This is a genomic window from Pasteurella atlantica (genome assembly GCF_963693435.1).
Taxonomy (GTDB): Bacteria; Pseudomonadota; Gammaproteobacteria; order Enterobacterales; family Pasteurellaceae; genus Phocoenobacter; species Phocoenobacter atlanticus.
Genome location: NZ_OY856306.1, coordinates 69,146 through 88,607, shown reverse-complemented (window position 1 = coordinate 88,607; position 19,462 = coordinate 69,146). Strand labels below are relative to the sequence as shown.

Sequence of the window (19,462 nt, the reverse complement as noted above, 5' to 3'; positions counted from 1 at the left end):
TAAATATGATTAAGCAAAGAACCCTGAAAAAATCAATAAAAGTAACGGGAATCGGATTGCATAGTGGTAAAAAAGTAACCCTTACGTTGCGTCCTGCTCCTGAAAATACAGGTGTGATTTATGCTCGTACTGATTTAGAGCCTGCTGTTTATTTTCCTGCGAGAGCCGATTTTATTCGTGATACGACGTTATGTACTTGTATGATCAACGATGATGGTGTGCGTATTTCAACGGTTGAGCACTTAAATGCGGCTATGTCTGCTGTTGGATTAGATAATGTAATTGTAGAAATTGATGCGCCTGAAATTCCTATTATGGATGGTAGTTCTAGTCCATTTATCTATTTATTGTTAGATGCAGGAGTTGAAGAACAAAATGCATTGAAAAAATTTATTCGTATCAAAGAAACAGTGCGAGTAGAAAATGAAGACAAGTGGGCAGAATTAAAACCTTATAATGGCTTTAAACTTGATTTTACAATTGATTTCTCTCACCCTGCAATCAGTAAAGATGTTGGGCATTACCAAATGGAATTTTCAACAAAAAACTTTATTCAGCAGTTAAGTCGTGCGAGAACCTTTGGTTTTATGAAAGATATTGAATTACTTCAATCGATGGGATTAGCACTAGGTGGAAGTTTGGATAATGCGATTGTACTAGATAATTATCGTATCTTAAATGAAGAGGGGTTACGTTTTCCTGATGAATTGGTTCGTCATAAAATGTTAGATGCTGTTGGTGACTTATTTATGTGTGGTTACAATATTATCGGTGAATTTTCTGCCTATAAATCAGGGCATGGCGTAAATAATCAATTATTAAGAGCGGTGCTTGAAAATGAGAAAGCTTGGGAATTTGTGACTTTCGATGATAAAGCAACAGTGCCTTTTGGTTATCAGAAAAAGGGTCATATTTTAGTTTAATTAAGATGTATTGGTAAATTACTGATATTATCAAGGGCAACCGTAAGTTTTTACCTATTGATGTATAAATATATTGTAGAGACAGGACATGCCCTGTCTCTACGTAAGTAATTGGATTTTTTAAATATGATATTGCCTTGTAGGAAGTGAAGTATTATTGAGCATTTCGTAATGCTAAATGCTGTGCCTCGAATAATTGCTCAATACCTTGTTTTGCGAGATCTAATAATTGTAATAATTCACTATGAGAAAATGGTGTTCCTTCTGCAGTACCTTGTACTTCGACAAAATGACCACTTTCGACCATAACGACATTCATATCTGTTTCAGCGTTGCAATCTTCGATGTATTCTAAATCACAAATAGCGTCATTATTTACCACCCCAACAGAAATTGCAGCAACAAGACTTTTCATCGGATTTGTTTTTAGTTTTCCTGTATCGATTAACTTATTTAACGCATCTTGTAAAGCAACCGCTGCACCTGTAATTGCCGCGGTACGAGTACCACCGTCGGCTTGAATAACGTCACAATCTACGGTAATAGTACGTTCACCTAAGGCTTTTAAATCAACAACTGCACGTAATGAACGACCGATTAAACGTTGGATTTCAAGGGTTCGTCCACCTTGTTTGCCTTTTGATGCTTCACGTTGTGTGCGTGAGTGTGTCGCACGAGGAAGCATTGCATATTCTGCGGTTACCCAACCTTGATTTTTACCTCTTAAAAAACGAGGAACAGATTCATCAATTGAGGCATTACATAACACTTTGGTTTCACCAAATTCAACTAATACTGAACCTTCAGCATATTTAGTATAGTTACGAGTGATTTTTACTGGGCGAGTTTGGTTTGCTGTGCGATTATTTGGACGCATACATTCTCCTAAAATTAAAAAGTTAATCTATTCTAACAAATAATACCAGTAATGTATGCGGTTGTTCTGAATAAGCGGTATGATCTTTGTTATTTTTTACAATTAAAAATATTTTTGTACCAAGAGGTCATATGGTCATTTTTCTTTCCATAGTTCCCAAATAGGTTTACAGTTTGTGGGAAGGGTAAGATCTTTACCGAGATCTAACCATTGGGTTGGATAGTGGAAATCAGAACCAACAGAGGAGTAGAGATCAAACTCTTCTGCCCAACGGGCGAGAAGTTGGCGTTGATCTCGCGACTGTCCGCAACCTGCGACCTCAATTCCATCTCCTCCTGCTTCTTTGAAGGCGGTAATTAAACGGCGTATCCAACGTGCAGTGAGTTTATATTTAAGAGGGTGGGCAATGTTGATTACTCCGTCTGCGTGATGTATTACATCAATGGCTTCTTCCATTGAACACCATATTGGTTTAACGTAAGCAGATTTACCTTGTCCTAAATACTTTTTAAATGCTTTTTCTATATTGTTGACGGCTTCAATTTCAACTAAAAAACGGGCATAGTGAGCACGTGTGATTTCACCTTGTGCCAATTTTTTTGCCCCTTCATAGGCATTTGGAATACCTGCTTTGGCTAATTTTTCTGCGATGTGAATTGCTCGCTGTTCTCTTAAGGCGGTCTGATTTTGTAATAAATTTACCAATTTTTCATTATTTTCATCAAAATTTAAGGCACTTAAATGGATATTTTTATTTTGCCATATGACAGAAATTTCTACTCCTGAAATAAGTTTAATTGGCAAGTGTTGTGTCGCTTGCTTTGCTTCTTCTAAACCATTGATAGTATCGTGATCTGTTAAGGCTAAAATATTAATACCTTTTTCAACCGCACGTTGTATCAATTCTGTAGGAGTAAGCAGTCCATCCGAGGCAGTGCTGTGACTGTGTAAATCATAAATTATTGTATTGTTTGTCATTGTTAACCTGCGAAGCGTTTAGCTTCAATTATATCGCTCAGCTGTGTAATACGAGAAAGCAATTTTGCAAGAAATTCAACATTTGTTAATTCAATTTCCATATCAATGGTCGCAATATTTGATTTAATATCTGTTCTACTCGATACACCAAGTACATTCACTTTTTCATTTGCCATAATACTGGTAATATCTCTTAATAAACCATTACGATCGTTGGCAATGATTCGAATGGTTAAACTAAAGCCTCTAGTATCATTTGCTCCCCATTGTGCTTTGACAACGCGTTCTGGATTAATGCTTCTTAATTCAAAAAGTTGTTCACAATCCGATTTATGAATGGAAATTCCTCGTCCTTGAGTAATATAACCCACAATTTTATCTCCTGGGATAGGTTGACAACAGCGTGCAACAGTGTGCATTAAATTACCTACACCATCGATAATAATATCACTACTTTTTCCTTTATTGATAGTATTTGAGGCTTTAAATTGAACACTTTTTAGTACTGCTTCATCTTCTTGCTCGGCTGTGGGTTTAATCAATTTACTTTGTAAATAATGACTAAATTGATTTAATTTAATATCACCACTGCCAATAGCGGCATAGAGGTCACTAATATGTTTTAGGTTATAACGAGGTAATCCATATTGTTCAATTTGCTTTTGTGTAAAGTTAAATTTTGTCATTTCAGCATCGAGAATATCTTTTCCAAGAGGAATATTTTTATCTCGATCTTGCTTTTTAAAGAAATTGATAACTTTAGCTCTGGCTCGTGCTGTATTAATAAAGCCTTGATTTGGATTTAACCAGTCTCGACTTGGATTGGGGTTTTTCTGAGTGATAATTTCAACTTGATCGCCCATTTGTAGTAAATAGGTAAAAGGAACTATTCGTCCTGCTACTTTTGCACCAATACAACGATGTCCTACTTCACTATGAATAGCATAGGCAAAATCAAGAGGTGTAGCATTTTTAGGAAGATCTATTACTTCACCACGAGGAGTAAAGACGTAAACTCTATCATCAAAGACTTGGCTACGTAGTTCACTAATAGATTCATTCGATTCTGCAATATCATTCTGCCAATCTAATAGTTTACGTAACCATACAATTTTATCTTCATAGCCAGCACGCCCAGCAGCACCTCCTTCTTTATATTTCCAGTGAGCTGCGACGCCAAGTTCCGCACTGTCGTGCATTTCTTGAGTTCTAATTTGTATTTCAATGGGTTTGTGACCTTTGCCTAAAATAACAGTATGCAAGGATTGGTAGCCATTAGGTTTTGGATTTGAAATATAATCATCAAAATGCTCAGATAAATGTTGATAATGAGTATGAACAATTCCCAAAGCGGTATAGCAATCTTCTAAGGTTGGTACAATAATTCTCACTGCTCGAATATCAAATAGTTGTTTAAATGCAAGGTTTTTGCATTGCATTTTTTTCCATATACTATAAATATGTTTTGGTCTACCATAAATATGAAAACCATCTAATTCTTGTTCAAGTAAAGCGGTCAGATTTTTAATAAATTTTGCAATATATTTTTCACGATCTAAACGTCGTTCATTGAGTTCGAATTTTGCAACTTGTTTATATTTGCTAGGGTGTAAAGCTCTAAAACAGTAGTCTTCTAACTCCCATTTTAACTGTCCAATTCCTAATCGGTTAGCAAGTGGGGCATAAATTTGAGAACATTCTTTTGCCGCTAAAACAAGTTCTTCTTCTGTGTGATTTTTATCTCGTAGATAAGTAATGCGTTCAGCAAGTTTAATAACCATACAGCGGAAATCTTTTACCATTGCTAACAACATACGGCGGATATTATCAATTTGAATATCAGAAGAGTAACCTGCATTTAATTGACGAATATTATCCATCTCTAACACACCTTTAACAAGCTCGGTAATGCTCGCATTAAAATTATCTTTAATTTCAATTAAATCAATAATTTTATGCTTAACGAGAGGAACTAAAAAAGCGGCAACTAGACTATCATCATCCATATTTAAACTATGCAAGATTTCAATCATTTCAATACCAAACCACATTAATGGATATTGTTCGATATCAAGTTTTTCTTGTGCATAACGCCAAACAATTTGGATTTCTTCAAAAGTTACAGGTGACATTTGCAAAGAAGTGCCCCAACTTACTAATTCGAAATCATTTGGGTCCAGAATATGGGAATGACGAATTGCAACCATAGTTCCTCCTATAACTGTTAACTGTATGATGTAATAAAAGATAATACATATTTCTATTTAATATTTAAACTAAAATATTATTATTCACTTTTCCAGCGTGTAAATAGCTCTTGTTCAAGATAAATATCAAATTGATCTAGTAGGCGATTTACCCCTTGATCCACAATATCTGCAACAGTTTGTGGTTTATGATAAAAAGCAGGCATTAGAGGTACGATCTGTCCACCAATTTCAGTCAGTTGTGTCATTAAGCGTAAATGCCCTAAGTGTAAGGGGGTTTCACGTACACAAAGCACTAGAGGTTTTCTCTCTTTTAAAATAACGTCTGCGGCACGAGTAATTAAATCATCAGTATAACTATGTGCAATACCTGATAATGTTTTCATTGAGCAGGGGACAATAATCATTCCTTTTGTAATAAATGAACCTGATGAAATTGCGGCACCAATATCTCGTATATCATAAATTTGGTGAGCGAATGATTTTATTTGATTAAGAGAATAGTCCGTTTCTATTGCAATGGTTTGTTTTGCCGCATTGCTAATAATTAGATGTGCTTCTATATTCGTTTTTTGTAACACTTCGAGTAATCGAATCGCATAAATGACACCACTCGCCCCTGTTATCGCAATAATTAAACGTTCAGGCAAGCGGTGAGATTTTGGTGATTTTTTACAATTTCTTTTCATTAAACTATTTTAATATCGTTACTGTAATAAACTAGAGTTTGCTTGAAGTTGTTCAAAAAACCACTTAACAATAAAACCAAAATGGGGAATTAATTGGGATTCTTTCCACCATTCACTGTCACTAGCTTGAGTGAAATCAAAGAAGAATAATATTGCTGCGACAATTAATATGCCACGTAACGCACCAAATACCATTCCAAGTACTCGATCTGTACCACTTAATCCTGTTTGATCAACGAGTTTACCTAACAAAGCATTAATAATGCTCATTATTATGAGTGTACCAATAAATAATAATATCGCAGCCAGTCCGTCTCTTATTAACTCAGATTGTTGTAGATAAATCGAATTTACTTGTGTGAAATATCCACTGAAATAGGGGTAAAAATAGCTTGCTACAAAAAAAGCAGTTACCCAACCAATTAAGGACATTACTTCTCTAATAAATCCTCTCCATAAACTCACTAATGAAGAAAAAACAATAATACCAATAATAATATAATCAATCATAATACCTCTTTTTTCTATTCCTTATTCTATAAATAGTTGCCAGAATAATTAATTTAAATTTTCGTAACCAACATCTTGTAATGTTGGATTATTTGCCCCTGATTTGGCTAATTCATCACAAATTTCGTTTTCACGGTGTCCTGAATGCCCTTTAACCCATCGCCAATCAATTTTATGTTGTTGGATTTGTTGATCTAGTGCAATCCATAAATCTTTATTTTTAACTGGTTTTTTCGCACTGGTTTTCCAGTTATTTTTTCGCCAATTAAAAATCCATTTTTGGATTCCATTTTGCATATATTGGCTGTCACTAAATAATGTAATATAGCAGGGTTCTTTTAGTAAACTTAATGCCTCAATGACCGCACGTAATTCCATTCTATTGTTGGTCGTTTGAAAATAACCTTTACTTATTTTTTTTTCGTGCTGATTGTAGCGTAATACGATACCAATACCACCTTTACCTGGATTACCTAAACAGGAACCATCAGTAAAAATTTCAACGTGCTTCATTAATTTTTACCTTTTGTTTTTTACGCATTTGATAAATCTTCCAAACAACAAATAAGATGACAGTAACCAAAATGACATAAATAATAGCCTGTCCTTTATGTATTTGTTCTTTTAGCCACTCTAAATTTGAAGCACCAAAATCACCTAAATAAACCCAAATTGGAACGGAAATAATGGCAGCACAAAAATCAACAAGGATAAATTGAAAATAATTAACACGATTGGTAATACCAGAAACAAGATAAACTACCGCTCTTAATCCAGGTAAGAAACGAGCAGTAAATAATAAGCGATTTCCATATTTATCAAACATTTTTCTTACTGCAGATAATCGTCCTCGACGAACTAAAGGCTTAATAAAACGAAAGCGTAAAATTTTCTTACCATAAATTCGTCCAAGCCAATACATTGTACTATCACCAGCTAATACTCCTATCATACTTACTACCAGCATAATATGTACATTAGTATAGCCTAAACCAGAAATAACCCCCCCAGAGACTAACGTTATGTCTTCAGGAATAGGTAAACCAAAACCACAAGCGAGTAATACTAAAAAAACAGCCCAATAGCCATAACTACTAAAAAAATCAATTAAAAATTCCATTAAAAAACCTATCTAATTTTTATTTAAATTACGAACTGAATCACGCACAACTAACTCAGGCATAAACTCTAATATTTGTGGTTCATTTCGTTTTTCTTTTGAAGAAATTCGCTCAAGTAATAATTCTAGCACTCTATCTGAAAGTCGTGATTTGGATTGATGCATTGTTGTTAAAGGAGGGGCATAAAAGCGAGAGTTATGAATATTATCATAACCAATAACAGAAATATCTTGTGGTACAGATAATCCTCTAAGATTAATTGCTGAAATTGCACCTAATGCCATTACATCACTAAAACAAAAAATTGCTGTAGGTAATTCATCTAAATCAAGAATATTATTCATACACTCAAAGCCACCTTCTGGTTCAAAATCACCTTCCTGAATCCATTGTGGTTCAATCAATAGATTTGCTTCATCCATTGCCTTACTAAAACCTTGAAAACGATTTTTTGATACTGTTTTAAACAAATCTCCTGTAATAACTGCTATTTTTTTATGCCCATTCTCAATTAAATGTTGAGTAGCGAAATAGCCACCAATAAAACTATTGTCAGCGATAAGATCATTACTATTATCTCGCAATCCCCAATCCATTACTACCATAGGAATATTCGCTTTATTTAACAGTGCAAGAGAGTTTTCAGTATATTCACTACACATAACCAAAATACCGTCAACACGTTTCGTCATTAACATATCTAAATGGTTTTGGATTTTTTCAGGATCATTTTGAGTATTACATAAAAACAGTGAGTAACCCATTTCATAACAATGACGTTCCATTGCGAGAATGATTTCTGCAAAAAAAGGGGATTCACTGGTGGTAACAATCATTCCAATAGATTTTGTGGTATTGACTTTCAAACTACGGGCAACCGCACTGGGAGAATAATTTAATTCAGAAATGGCATCCCAAACAGATTGCGTTGTTTTTTCTGCAACGAAACGCGTTTTATTAATTACGTGAGAAACCGTAGTGGTTGAAACTCCAGCTAATTTTGCGACATCTTTAATGGTTGCCATTGGTTTTTTCCTGAATTCAATGTAAATTTGTGTCTATTATAGCTGACTTTTTATAAAATTTTTAAATAAAATTACACCTTTGATTGCATTTTGAAAAAATAGTTTTAAAATGAAAGTGTCTTTTTTACTTTTTAGGAGGTTTTTATGGGGACTTTAGGTTATTCAATGCTAACAGTATGTGCATCTCTAGGTATGATTGTGCTTTTTGCATATAATATTTTTTAATAAATATTGATATTAAGAAATTAGATAAGAAGTGGGATTTTCCCACTTTCTTTTTGCCTTATTTTTAATCTGATAGAAATTTACCAAAAATGTCTAAACTTACTTTTGCCACCATTTTATTTAATACGGATAACACACCTTTTTCAACGCAATTTAATGATATATATTTTTCGACTCAAGATGGTCTTGCTGAAAGTCTTTATGTTTTCCAAGAAGGTAATCAATTGTGGGAAAAATGGCAAAATCACACTCAATCAGCCTTTGTTATCGCAGAAACAGGATTTGGAACAGGATTAAACTTTTTTGCAGTGGCAGAAAAATTCCAGCAATTTAAACAACGAAATCCTACTCACATATTACAACGTTTATACTTTATCTCTTTTGAGAAATATCCTTTAACTTCACAACAATTAACGAAAATTCATAGCAATTATCCACAATTTGCAAATTTTTCACAACATCTGACCGCTTGTTGGAATGTCTGGCAAACAGGTTGTCAGCGTTATCATTTTGATAATGTTTATCTTGATCTTTGGTTTGGAGATATTTTAGATAACCTGCCACAACTTGGTGATTTATATAATGAGAAAATCGATGCGTGGTTTTTAGACGGTTTTGCACCAGATAAAAATCCACAAATGTGGTGTGAAAGCTTATATCAGCAAATGTTTCGCTTAACCAAAAATGGTGGCTCATTTGCGACTTTCACTGCGGCAAGTACTGTGCGTAGAGGATTACAGGCAGTTGGATTTGATGTTAAAAAACGTAAAGGTTTTGGTAAAAAACGGGAAATGTTATGGGGTGAAAAACCACCACAAAGTGAAAGATCAGCGATTAAAGTCCCTTATTATTATCAGCAACCACAACCTGAAACGGACAATATTGCGATTGTTGGGGGCGGAATTGCAAGCCTATTTTTAAGTTTATCCTTATTAGAAAAAGGTAAAAAAGTCACTTTATACTGTAAAGATAGTGCTTTAGCTCAAAATGCTTCTGGCAATAAACAAGGTGCTATTTATCCGCAACTCAGTGATGATGATGAACGAAATATCCGTTTTTATGTGCATAGCTTTGATTATGCGTTGCAACGAATTCAACAACTAGAACCCCATATTGATTTTGAACATAATTTAAGTGGCGTGGCAATTTATGGCTACAATCAAAAAAATCAGAATAAACTACAAAAGCTCGCCAATCTTAACTATGATCATTCACTCTTTCATTTATGTAATGCTGAGCAATTAAGTGACAAAATTGGATTACCTGTCACCAATGGTGGAGGTTTTATTCCTCGTGCAGGTTGGCTATCGCCGATTCAATTTGTACAAAACAGTTTTGCGTATTTAGAGAAAAAAGGCTTAAAAATCGTACTTAATCACGAAGTAACTAGCCCTGTTTTTAAAGATAACCTTTGGCAATGGCAACATAATGGTCAAACCTTTGCTCATCAAACCTTAGTGCTAGCCAATGGACATAAACTCAAAGACTTCACTCAGACAGAAGGTATTCCTCTTTATGCAGTACGTGGGCAAGTTAGCCAATTTCCTACAACCCCAGAGCTACAAAAATTAAAAACCGTTTTATGTTACGACGGTTATTTAACCCCTGTTTCAGCACAAGGAACACATTGTATCGGTGCAAGCCACGTACGTGATAATACAGATACCCATTTTAGTTTAGAAGAACATCAGCAAAATATTGCAAAATTACAACAAAATGTCACCGCTTGTGATTGGAATAAAGAAATTGATTATTCACAAAATCTCGCCAGAATGGGGGTGCGAGCGACATTAAGAGATCGTATTCCAATGGTAGGCTTAGTGGGTCATCTAGGCAAACAGCGAGAGCAATATAATAATTTATTTAACCTTCGCCGTCGCAGAAAACCGATTGAAACTGCTACTGTTTATCCACAACTTTATACCATTGTTGGTTTAGGATCTCGTGGCTTAACTACCGCCCCATTGCTTGGAGAACTACTTGCTAGTCAAATTTGCAATGAACCTATTCCGTTAAGTGAAGATTTATGGCACGCCTTAAATCCTAATCGTGTATGGTTAAGAAAACAGTTAAAAGGGACGCCTATCTAATTATTTTTAAACAAAGATAATTTTGTTTCGTTGATACGAAATATATTTTCTGTACTTATATCATTATTTAATACCACTTGCACCCAAAGTTGGTTATCTGCAATAAGACTATATAAAATTGTTCCCGTAGATTTCCAATTTTCACCTAATTGCATTTCAACCGCTGAGCCAATGTCAGGTAATGAGGAATTTTCAGAAAGTGTGCCAACGAGAGTAAACATTGCTCTTTTGTTTGCTCCTCGATATTTGGCTCTTGCAACGGTTTCTTGCCCAATATAGCAGCCTTTTTTAAATGAAATCGCCTGTTCAATATCTTGTAAATTCAAGGCTTGAGGAATAAAAGTGAGTCTATTTTGTTTTAATAAAATAGGGATACCATTTTGAATATCAAGCAGATCCCAATATTCACTGTTTTCAGTTGCATCAAGGGGGTGTTCACTTAAAATAATATGACGAGATGAATTTTCTTCCAATTGACAAGCGGTATGATTTTGGTAAATTTTTGCAAAAATCTCACCGCTTATATTTTGTTCAATACAACCATAAACAAAGATTTGCTTTTCAGTAAAAGTCACTTTTGAAAAAATGGCATATTTTTTTAATTGATCTATCGCTTCAGGTAACAAATCTTGATGAATAATGATTAAAAACTGATTTTCTGATTGTCGATATAAACGCCATAAGCCACTGACTTTACCTTTCGGATCGCAGTGAGCCGTTAATGTTTGTTTACCCATTTCTAATTTTGCAACATCACAAGTGAGTTGTCCTTGTAGAAATTTTTGTGCATCAAGTCCTGCAACTTCAATTACTTTATATTGTTTTAGATAAATCATTACTTTTCCGTTTTATTCTAAATTCTGAATTTGTTCACGCATTTGTTCAATCAAGACTTTTAATTCTACTGCAGAATTCGTAATTTCATTATTGATTGATTTTGATGCCAACGTATTCGCTTCACGATTTAATTCTTGCATCATAAAATCTAATTTACGCCCAACAGCTCCGCCTCTATTTAAGATTGCGGTTGTCTCTTTTACATGTAATTGTAGACGATCTAATTCTTCTGCGACATCAGATTTTTGAGCAATTAACACCATTTCTTGCTCCAAACGTTGTGGGTCGCACTGTACATTCAGTTCATCAAATTTTTGTTGCAAACGTTCTTTTTGCCATTGTAATACTTCTGGCATTTGATTTTGTACTTTGGTCGCCTCAATGGAAATTGCGTCTAAACGCTGTTGAATTAAACTATGTAAACTTTCACCTTCACGCCCTCGCATTGCAATAAAATCACTAAGAATTTGTTCAAAGCCAGTTAATAAATCTTCAGCAATTTGATCAAAATCTTGATTGGCATTATCAACGACACCAGGATAACGCAGTACATCAACAAGGTTTATTTCGCCTTCATCAGCTGTAGCTTTAAGCCATTTTAAGGAATTGATAACTTGAGTGGCATACTCTTGATTGAGAGCTAACCCATTATTTTGATTATTATTAAGCTCGATTTTTAAACTACATTCTACTTTACCACGAGTTAGACTGGCTTTTAAACGATCACGTAAGGTCATTTCTAAATGACGAAAAGTATCTGGTAGACGAAAATAAGTATCTAAAAAACGTTGGTTTACAGAGCGAAGCTCCCAAACGGCAGATCCCCACTCTTTTTTTATTTCAAGGTGTGAAAAAGCAGTCATACTATAAATCATTATGAATTTCCTTTTATAATTAATGCTACTACATTGGTAGTTATATTGTGGTATTTTAAACTAAAACATCAGATTAACATAGCCTGTGTTTAAAGTAATTATTTTAAATAAAGCTTAATCATTTCACCGTTTTAGTTGAGAGAGATCAGTATAGTGTTAATTTCTTAATGTTTGGTTTTGCTTTTAAAAGCATTTTACGGTATACCTACAGTCAGTAAATTTTTTATTATAAGGAAGCAAAATAATGAAGCAACATACCACATCAGTAAAAAATACACTAAGCAGTAATATAAATATGCTAGGAAATTTTTTAGGGGAAACTATCCAAGATGCTCAGGGAAGTGAAATTTTAGATCTAATTGAGAATATTAGAATGCTTTCAAGAGCTTCTCGTGCTGGAGATGAGAAATCAAGAGAACAACTATTAGATACTCTTTCTACTATTTCAACGGAGAATGTATTACCAGTAGCGCGTGCATTTAACCAGTTCTTAAATTTAACTAATATTGCAGAACAGTACCAAATGATTGCTCGTAATAGTAATCAATCCTCATTTGGTGAACGTTCATTAGGAAAATTATTCGAACGTTTAAAAGAAGAGAATGTACCCGTTGAAAAAGTCGTGCAAACAGTCGAAAAACTATTGATTGAGTTAGTTTTAACAGCACATCCAACAGAAGTTACACGTCGCTCTTTAGTTGGAAAACACGTTGAAATCAACCGTTGTTTGAGCCGTTTAGAACATAATGATTTGCCAGAACCTGAGGTTATTCGTTTAAAACGTCGTTTGATGCAAATGATCGCATTAGCGTGGCATACCAATGAAATTCGTACGCAACGTCCAACGCCGATTGATGAAGCAAAATGGGGAATGGCAGTGATTGAAAGTAGCTTATGGAAAGCGGTGCCAGAATTTTGTCGTCAATTAAATTTTCATTTAGAGAAAAATTTTGGTGTGCAACATAACGTAGGTTTAACGCCTATTCGTTTTTCATCTTGGATGGGGGGAGATCGTGATGGAAACCCTTTTGTTACACACGAAACCACTCGCACTGTGCTTGCAATGAGTCGTCGTAAAGCTGCAGAACTATTTTTAAATGATATTAGAGAATTAGCCGATGAGCTTTCAATCGTAGAATGTACCCCTGAATTTAGCGAAAAATACGGTTTACATTTAGAACCTTATCGTGTTGTTGTAAAAGAATTACGTGCAAAATTGATTAACACTGTTGCTTATTATACCGAAGTGTTAGACGGTAAAGATTTAACTGTTCATAAAGATGAAATTATCTCCAGTGATGAGCAATTATGGGAACCCTTGTATGATTGTTACCAATCATTGCATAGTTGTGGAATGCGAATTGTAGCAAATGGTGAATTATTAAATACATTACGTCGTATTCGTTGTTTTGGTATTGGTTTATCTCGTTTAGATATTCGTCAAGAAAGTACACGCCACGAAATGGCGATTGCTGAAATTACTCGTTATATTGGTTTAGGCGATTATTCACAATGGTCAGAAGAAGATAAACAAGCCTTTTTAGTAAGAGAATTAAACTCTCGCCGCCCACTTATTCCAACAAATTGGACACCAAGTGCAGACACCAAAGAAATTTTAGATACTTGTAAAGTGGTTGCCGAGCAACCAGAAGGTGTGATTTCTGCTTATGTTATTTCAATGGCACGTGAAGCCTCTGATGTGTTAGCGGTACATTTATTATTAAAAGAAGCAGGTTGTAAACCTTCTATTCCAGTTGCGCCATTGTTTGAAACCTTGGATGATTTAGATCGTTGCGAATCAGTAATGACACAATTATTTAATATTGGCTGGTATCGTGGCATTATTGCTAATAAACAAATGGTAATGATCGGTTATTCAGATTCAGCAAAAGATGCGGGGATGTTAGCTGCCTCATGGTCACAATATAAGGCACAAGAAGCTCTTGTAAATTTGGCAGAGAAAAATGGCATTGAATTAACTTTATTTCACGGACGTGGAGGTACAATCGGTCGTGGTGGTGCACCCGCTCACGCAGCGTTATTCTCACAACCACCTCGCTCACTGAAAAATGGTTTACGTGTAACTGAGCAAGGTGAGATGATCCGCTTTAAATTAGGTTTACCTATCGTTGCCCTAGAAAGTTTAGAATTGTATGCGAGTGCGATTTTAGAAGCGAATATTTTCCCACCACCAGAACCAAAACAAGTGTGGCGAGAGATGATGGAGAAAGGATCAGATATTTCGTGTGAAGCATACCGTAATATTGTACGTGGTGAAGCGGATTTTGTGCCCTATTTCCGCAGTGCAACCCCTGAGCTAGAATTAGGCAAATTACCACTAGGTTCTCGTCCTGCAAAACGTAATCCAAATGGAGGAGTAGAAAGCTTGCGTGCAATTCCTTGGATCTTTGCTTGGATGCAAAATCGTTTAATGCTACCCGCTTGGTTAGGTGCAGGAACAGCATTGCGTCAATTAATGGATGAGGGAGATAAAGCATTGTTAAGTGAAATGTGTTCAGAGTGGCCATTCTTTTCAACTCGTATTGGAATGCTGGAAATGGTCTTTACTAAAGCAGATTTATGGTTAGCGGAGCATTACGATCAACGTCTTGTGGATCCGAAATTACATAATTTAGGGAAAACATTAAGGGCACAACTTCAATCAGATATAGACACCATTATGGAGCTTGCTCATCACGATAGTTTAATGGGAGACTTGCCCGAAGTCGTGGAATCCATTCGTTTGCGTAATGTTTATACTGATCCTCTTAATTTGTTGCAAGTGGAATTATTACACCGTTTGCGTAACCAAGATGAAGAAAATAGAGATCCAATTTTAGAACAAGCTCTAATGATTACGATTACGGGTATTGCTGCAGGAATGCGTAATACAGGGTAATGTTATCATTAATATAAAAAAATACTTATTGAGTTTTAAACTTAAAATCTGTACAATTGCCGAACCCTGTTTTGCTTGGTTTTCCCGCCAAGCAAGTTTTGTTTAAGCGAACTCGAAGGGGTTAGGTTTGAACTTTTAGGTAATACTCATTTCGAGTATTGGGTTAATAACTATTAAATATTGGTATTAAATTAATGAAAACTTTTGTAGCAAAACCAGAAACCGTACAACGTGACTGGTATGTAGTAGATGCACAAGGCAAAACTTTAGGTCGCTTAGCGACTGAAATCGCTAGCCGTCTTCGTGGTAAACATAAACCTGAATATACTCCACACGTGGATACAGGTGATTACATTATAGTAATCAATGCAGAAAAAGTGGCAGTAACAGGTAGAAAAGAAAGCGATAAGATCTATTACTGGCACACTGGCTATATCGGTGGTATCAAACAAGCTACCTTTAAAGAGATGATTCAACGTCGTCCAGAAGCTGTGATTGAAATTGCGGTTAAGGGTATGTTGCCAAAAGGACCTTTAGGTCGTGCAATGTATCGTAAATTAAAAGTGTATGCAGGTTCAGAACATAACCACGCAGCACAACAACCTCAAGTTTTAGACATTTAATCACGGAGCAAACAAAATGGCAGAGAATCAAAATTATGGCACAGGTCGCCGCAAAAGCTCTTCAGCTCGTGTATTTATCAAACCGGGCAGCGGTAAAATTGAGATCAACAACCGTTCATTAGACGTGTATTTTGGTCGTGAAACCGCACGTATGGTTGTTCGTCAACCTTTAGAGTTAGTTGAATTAACTGATAAATTAGACCTTTACATTACGGTTAAAGGTGGTGGTATTTCTGGTCAAGCAGGTGCAATCCGTCATGGTATTACACGTGCATTGATGGAATATGATGAGTCTTTACGCCCAGCATTACGTGCAGCAGGTTTCGTTACTCGCGATGCTCGTTGCGTTGAACGTAAAAAAGTGGGTTTCCGCAAAGCACGTCGTCGTCCACAATTCTCAAAACGTTAATTCTATATTTTCGTTTCCAAAAGCAGAGAGCAATCTCTGCTTTTTTTATTTCTTTTATTTCCCCTTATATTAAAAAGTCTGTTAGAATATTCGATCGAGTATTATTTTATTTCTAAGACAAAGGGGTTAATTATGAAAATTGTTGAAGTAAAACACCCACTCGTTAAACATAAATTAGGTTTAATGCGTGCCGCTGATGTAAACACAAAGCACTTCCGAGAACTTGCTACTGAAATTGGTAGCTTACTGACTTATGAAGCAACCGCTGATTTAGAGACAGAAAAAGTCACTATTGAAGGTTGGAATGGTGATGTGGAAGTTGATCGAATTAAAGGTAAAAAAGTAACAGTTGTCCCTATTTTACGAGCAGGTCTTGGAATGATGGATGGGGTACTTGAACATATGCCAAGTGCAAGAATTAGTGTTGTAGGTATGTATCGCAATGAAGAAACTTTAGAGCCAGTTCCTTATTTTCAAAAATTAACTAATGATGTAAGTGAACGTTTAGCAATTGTCGTTGATCCGATGTTAGCTACAGGTGGTTCAATGATTGCAACTATCGATCTTTTAAAAGAAGCAGGGTGTAACAATATTAAAGTTTTAGTGTTAGTTGCGGTACCAGAAGGGATTGCAGCTCTTGAGAAAGCACACCCTGATATTGAACTTTATACTGCTTCTATTGATGATCACTTAAATGAAAAAGGTTATATTATTCCAGGTCTAGGTGATGCGGGAGATAAAATATTTGGTACAAAATAATAATTTTTGATCTGCTAAATAAAAACATTTAACCTCTTCTAAATCTAGAAGAGGTTTTTTGATTTTTTGGCATAGTAGATAAAATATAGTGGTAAAATACTTTTTGTTTTCTTAGATCTACAAAAATCTTACCTTTTTATCTTGCCTACAAAGTTTTCACAAAATCTTCAATATTCTGAGCCACCTTATTACATAATGTTGCAGTTGCAGACTGGCTTGCCCAAGCAACGTGTGGAGTGATTAACAAATTAGGTAAATTTTTTGCTGCTTGCATTAATGGATTATCAATTTGTGGGGGTTCTTGAATCATTACATCGATGCCAGCTCCTGAAATTGTGCCATTTTCTAATGCGTCAAGTAATGCTATTTCATCAACCAAAGGACCACGCCCCGTGTTGATTAAAATAGCATTAGGTTTCATTAAAGCTAGGGTTTTTGCATTAATAAGATTTTGTGTAGTTTCTGTTAAAGGGCAATGTAAAGTAACAATATCCGATTCTTTTAATACTGTTTCAAATGGTGTATATCCTTCCCGTATGATTGTTGCATCTTTGTGTTCTGCATAAAGTACTTTCATTCCTAAAAGCTCGGCTAAACGTCCCACTTCTGTTCCTAAACAACCTTTACCAAAAATACCAATGGTTGAACCACGGATATCGGTAATTGGAAAATCAGCATAATAAAATTGTCCACAGGTTGCCCAACGGTCGGTTAAAACTTGGTCTTTATGATAAGAAATAAGTTGATGTTTTAATGAAAAAATCATACCAAGTACGTGTTCAGGCACGGTGACACTGGAATAACCTGTCACATTTTTAACCTCAATTCCCAACTCTTTAGCGGCAACCAAATCAATATTATTTGTACCTGTTGCTGTAACAGCAATAAGTTTTAATTTGGGTAATTTTGACATTATTTCACGATTAAAAATAATTTTACTCATAATCACAATATCAGCATCTTTGGCTCTTTCGTAAAGCTCATCAGCGGAGGTATGAGAATATTCAATCCAATTATGTGGAAATTGCGGACGTGGAATGCTGTGCGTGCTAGGTATGGCTGTACTTTCTAAAAATACGATATTTAACATAAAAATTCCCCTATTATTTAATTATTATGCTATCTATGATAAAAAGGCTATAATCGAACAATAAAAATAAAATGTCAAATATTCTCTCTATTGAGACTATTCTTGTGATAAAAGAAAAGTTTTATTGATAAATACATACAAAAAGGACGTAATATAATGCTGTTAGCAATTCAATCTCTTTTAAAAAAAGAGCCAATCAGTGGGATTTTATTATTTGTATTAGCTCTTGTGGCAATGCTATTTGCAAACACGGGTTTAAATTCACTTTATACTAGTTTTTTGAATATGCCTGTTTCTATTCAAGTAGGGCATTTTGAAATTGATAAATCATTATTACATTGGATCAATGATGGTTTTATGGCAGTATTTTTTATCTTAGTAGGGTTAGAGGTGAAGCGAGAGTTATTTGAGGGATCTCTTTCAAGTTATCAACAAGCTATTTTTCCTGCCATTGCAGCTATTGGTGGAATGGTTATCCCCGCCCTTATTTTTTATATGATTACCTATACCAGTCCTGAATTGCAAAAAGGTTGGGCAATTCCAATGGCAACAGATATTGCGTTTGCATTGGGGATTGTTGCATTGCTAGGAAAGAGAGTGCCGTTAGCATTAAAAGTATTTTTATTGGCATTGGCTATTATTGATGATTTAGGGGCAATTGTTGTTATTGCGATTTTTTATTCTGATACCTTGAGTATGACAGCTCTTATTTCAGCAAGTGTTGCTATTGTTATATTGGCAATAATGGGAAAATGTAAAGTGAGTTCTATTGGGGCTTATATATTGGTGGGTTTGGTATTGTGGGCTTCCGTATTAAAATCAGGCGTACACGCGACTTTAGCAGGTGTAATTATCGGTTTTTGTATTCCACTAAAAGGACGAAATGGTGAACGTCCATTACATCAATTGGAACATAGCTTAGTACCTTGGTGTTCACTCTTTATTTTACCATTATTTGCTTTTGCGAATGCTGGAGTAAATTTAAATGGAGTGAGTTTATCAATGGTGACATCAGCTCTGCCACTCGGTATTGTTTTTGGTCTAATTGTTGGTAAACCATTAGGGGTATTCTTATTTAGCTATCTATCTGTAAAATTCCGTATTGCCACCTTGCCAGAAGGAATTAATTTTAAACAGATTTTAGCGGTTGCATTTTTATGTGGTATTGGGTTTACAATGTCGATGTTCCTTGCCAGCCTTGCTTTTATTGATGGAGCAGGAGAAAATTTAAATATTTTATCTAGGGTAGGGATTTTAATTGGTTCAATAGTCTCTGCCATCTTTGGTTATATACTATTACGTCAAACGACTAAATAGATAAAAAG

At 35.1% G+C, this 19,462-nt stretch carries 18 protein-coding genes; 7 read left to right on the top strand and 11 right to left on the bottom strand.

Translation table 11 applies throughout. The features are described 5' to 3' along the window. Positions 1–5 precede the first annotated feature (5 nt). Positions 6–923: a UDP-3-O-acyl-N-acetylglucosamine deacetylase gene (gene lpxC / locus U9966_RS00430; protein ID WP_306347492.1), complete on the top strand. Its 918-nt coding sequence runs from the start codon at positions 6–8 to the stop codon at positions 921–923. A 154-nt stretch (positions 924–1,077) separates the two neighbouring features. Here the strand turns inward: lpxC and rph are convergent, their stop codons facing one another. The 8 genes from rph to purR form a co-directional block, all read right to left on the bottom strand. Continuing rightward, positions 1,078–1,800 carry a ribonuclease PH gene (gene rph / locus U9966_RS00425; protein ID WP_306347493.1) on the bottom strand — a complete coding sequence of 241 codons (723 nt, stop codon included), beginning with the start codon at positions 1,798–1,800 and terminating at the stop codon, positions 1,078–1,080. Between the two features lie 135 nt (positions 1,801–1,935). Continuing rightward, positions 1,936–2,763, bottom strand: a complete 828-nt coding sequence (rnm, locus tag U9966_RS00420; protein ID WP_306347510.1) for an RNase RNM — start codon at positions 2,761–2,763, stop codon at positions 1,936–1,938. A gap of 17 nt (positions 2,764–2,780) precedes the next feature. After that, positions 2,781–4,985, bottom strand: coding sequence for a GTP diphosphokinase (gene relA, locus U9966_RS00415; RefSeq protein ID WP_306347494.1), 2,205 nt, complete (start codon positions 4,983–4,985; stop codon positions 2,781–2,783). Positions 4,986–5,065: 80 nt separating this feature from the next. Beyond that, the gene (locus tag U9966_RS00410) at positions 5,066–5,674 is read right to left on the bottom strand and encodes a UbiX family flavin prenyltransferase (protein ID WP_306347495.1); all 609 of its coding nucleotides are present in this window, start codon (positions 5,672–5,674) and stop codon (positions 5,066–5,068) included. An 18-nt stretch (positions 5,675–5,692) separates the two neighbouring features. After that, positions 5,693–6,184, bottom strand: a complete 492-nt coding sequence (locus U9966_RS00405) for a CvpA family protein (protein ID WP_306347496.1) — start codon at positions 6,182–6,184, stop codon at positions 5,693–5,695. 48 nt (positions 6,185–6,232) lie between these two features. Next, positions 6,233–6,697 (bottom strand): ribonuclease HI, encoded by a 465-nt coding sequence (gene rnhA / locus U9966_RS00400; RefSeq protein WP_306347497.1) that lies wholly within the window; start codon positions 6,695–6,697, stop codon positions 6,233–6,235. Further along, on the bottom strand, positions 6,684–7,304 hold the full coding sequence (locus tag U9966_RS00395; RefSeq protein ID WP_306347498.1) for a DedA family protein: 621 nt from the start codon (positions 7,302–7,304) through the stop codon (positions 6,684–6,686). The genes rnhA and U9966_RS00395 overlap by 14 nt, the downstream gene beginning before the upstream one ends. Positions 7,305–7,316: 12 nt before the next feature. Beyond that, a complete protein-coding gene (gene purR, locus U9966_RS00390; protein WP_211598565.1) occupies positions 7,317–8,330 on the bottom strand; it encodes an HTH-type transcriptional repressor PurR in 1,014 nt (337 codons plus the stop codon). 314 nt (positions 8,331–8,644) lie between these two features. Here purR and mnmC point away from each other — a divergent pair, with 314 nt between their 5' ends. Then, complete coding sequence (mnmC, locus tag U9966_RS00385) at positions 8,645–10,645, top strand: bifunctional tRNA (5-methylaminomethyl-2-thiouridine)(34)-methyltransferase MnmC2/FAD-dependent 5-carboxymethylaminomethyl-2-thiouridine(34) oxidoreductase MnmC1 (protein WP_306347499.1); 2,001 nt, start codon at positions 8,645–8,647, stop codon at positions 10,643–10,645. Here mnmC and ygfZ read toward each other — a convergent pair. Both ygfZ and U9966_RS00375 read right to left on the bottom strand, forming a co-directional pair. Further along, complete coding sequence (gene ygfZ, locus U9966_RS00380) at positions 10,642–11,481, bottom strand: CAF17-like 4Fe-4S cluster assembly/insertion protein YgfZ (RefSeq protein WP_306347500.1); 840 nt, start codon at positions 11,479–11,481, stop codon at positions 10,642–10,644. The two genes, mnmC and ygfZ, sit on opposite strands and share 4 nt — an antisense overlap. A gap of 12 nt (positions 11,482–11,493) precedes the next feature. Next, the gene (locus U9966_RS00375) at positions 11,494–12,357 is read right to left on the bottom strand and encodes a YicC/YloC family endoribonuclease (protein ID WP_211598552.1); all 864 of its coding nucleotides are present in this window, start codon (positions 12,355–12,357) and stop codon (positions 11,494–11,496) included. A gap of 244 nt (positions 12,358–12,601) precedes the next feature. On the opposite strand from U9966_RS00375, the gene ppc reads away from it, so the two are divergent. The 4 genes from ppc (at position 12,602) to upp (ending at position 17,047) form a co-directional block, all read left to right on the top strand. Next, the gene (ppc, locus tag U9966_RS00370; RefSeq protein ID WP_306347501.1) at positions 12,602–15,256 is read left to right on the top strand and encodes a phosphoenolpyruvate carboxylase; all 2,655 of its coding nucleotides are present in this window, start codon (positions 12,602–12,604) and stop codon (positions 15,254–15,256) included. A gap of 194 nt (positions 15,257–15,450) precedes the next feature. Then, a complete protein-coding gene (rplM, locus tag U9966_RS00365) occupies positions 15,451–15,879 on the top strand; it encodes a 50S ribosomal protein L13 (protein ID WP_211598548.1) in 429 nt (142 codons plus the stop codon). Between the two features lie 16 nt (positions 15,880–15,895). After that, complete coding sequence (gene rpsI, locus U9966_RS00360; RefSeq protein ID WP_211598546.1) at positions 15,896–16,288, top strand: 30S ribosomal protein S9; 393 nt, start codon at positions 15,896–15,898, stop codon at positions 16,286–16,288. 132 nt (positions 16,289–16,420) lie between these two features. Further along, positions 16,421–17,047, top strand: a complete 627-nt coding sequence (upp, locus tag U9966_RS00355; RefSeq protein WP_211598544.1) for a uracil phosphoribosyltransferase — start codon at positions 16,421–16,423, stop codon at positions 17,045–17,047. A gap of 145 nt (positions 17,048–17,192) precedes the next feature. Here upp and U9966_RS00350 read toward each other — a convergent pair whose 3' ends face one another. Then, a complete protein-coding gene (locus U9966_RS00350; protein ID WP_306347502.1) occupies positions 17,193–18,137 on the bottom strand; it encodes a 2-hydroxyacid dehydrogenase in 945 nt (314 codons plus the stop codon). 156 nt (positions 18,138–18,293) lie between these two features. Here U9966_RS00350 and nhaA point away from each other — a divergent pair, with 156 nt between their 5' ends. Next, entirely contained in the window at positions 18,294–19,454 is a 1,161-nt protein-coding gene (nhaA, locus tag U9966_RS00345) for a Na+/H+ antiporter NhaA (protein WP_306347503.1), read from the top strand. The last annotated feature ends 8 nt before the right edge of the window (positions 19,455–19,462 follow it).

Excerpts from the sequence above, each read along its gene's own strand:
- lpxC (WP_306347492.1), top strand. The coding sequence starts at position 6 with ATGATTAAGCAAAGAACCCTGAAAAAATCAATAAAAGTAACGGGAATC.
- rph (WP_306347493.1), bottom strand. The coding sequence starts at position 1,800 with ATGCGTCCAAATAATCGCACAGCAAACCAAACTCGCCCAGTAAAAATC.
- relA (WP_306347494.1), bottom strand. The coding sequence starts at position 4,985 with ATGGTTGCAATTCGTCATTCCCATATTCTGGACCCAAATGATTTCGAA.
- U9966_RS00410 (WP_306347495.1), bottom strand. The coding sequence starts at position 5,674 with ATGAAAAGAAATTGTAAAAAATCACCAAAATCTCACCGCTTGCCTGAA.
- U9966_RS00405 (WP_306347496.1), bottom strand. The coding sequence starts at position 6,184 with ATGATTGATTATATTATTATTGGTATTATTGTTTTTTCTTCATTAGTG.
- rnhA (WP_306347497.1), bottom strand. The coding sequence starts at position 6,697 with ATGAAGCACGTTGAAATTTTTACTGATGGTTCCTGTTTAGGTAATCCA.
- U9966_RS00395 (WP_306347498.1), bottom strand. The coding sequence starts at position 7,304 with ATGGAATTTTTAATTGATTTTTTTAGTAGTTATGGCTATTGGGCTGTT.
- purR (WP_211598565.1), bottom strand. The coding sequence starts at position 8,330 with ATGGCAACCATTAAAGATGTCGCAAAATTAGCTGGAGTTTCAACCACT.
- mnmC (WP_306347499.1), top strand. The coding sequence starts at position 8,645 with ATGTCTAAACTTACTTTTGCCACCATTTTATTTAATACGGATAACACA.
- ygfZ (WP_306347500.1), bottom strand. The coding sequence starts at position 11,481 with ATGATTTATCTAAAACAATATAAAGTAATTGAAGTTGCAGGACTTGAT.
- U9966_RS00375 (WP_211598552.1), bottom strand. The coding sequence starts at position 12,357 with ATGATTTATAGTATGACTGCTTTTTCACACCTTGAAATAAAAAAAGAG.
- ppc (WP_306347501.1), top strand. The coding sequence starts at position 12,602 with ATGAAGCAACATACCACATCAGTAAAAAATACACTAAGCAGTAATATA.
- rplM (WP_211598548.1), top strand. The coding sequence starts at position 15,451 with ATGAAAACTTTTGTAGCAAAACCAGAAACCGTACAACGTGACTGGTAT.
- rpsI (WP_211598546.1), top strand. The coding sequence starts at position 15,896 with ATGGCAGAGAATCAAAATTATGGCACAGGTCGCCGCAAAAGCTCTTCA.
- upp (WP_211598544.1), top strand. The coding sequence starts at position 16,421 with ATGAAAATTGTTGAAGTAAAACACCCACTCGTTAAACATAAATTAGGT.
- U9966_RS00350 (WP_306347502.1), bottom strand. The coding sequence starts at position 18,137 with ATGTTAAATATCGTATTTTTAGAAAGTACAGCCATACCTAGCACGCAC.
- nhaA (WP_306347503.1), top strand. The coding sequence starts at position 18,294 with ATGCTGTTAGCAATTCAATCTCTTTTAAAAAAAGAGCCAATCAGTGGG.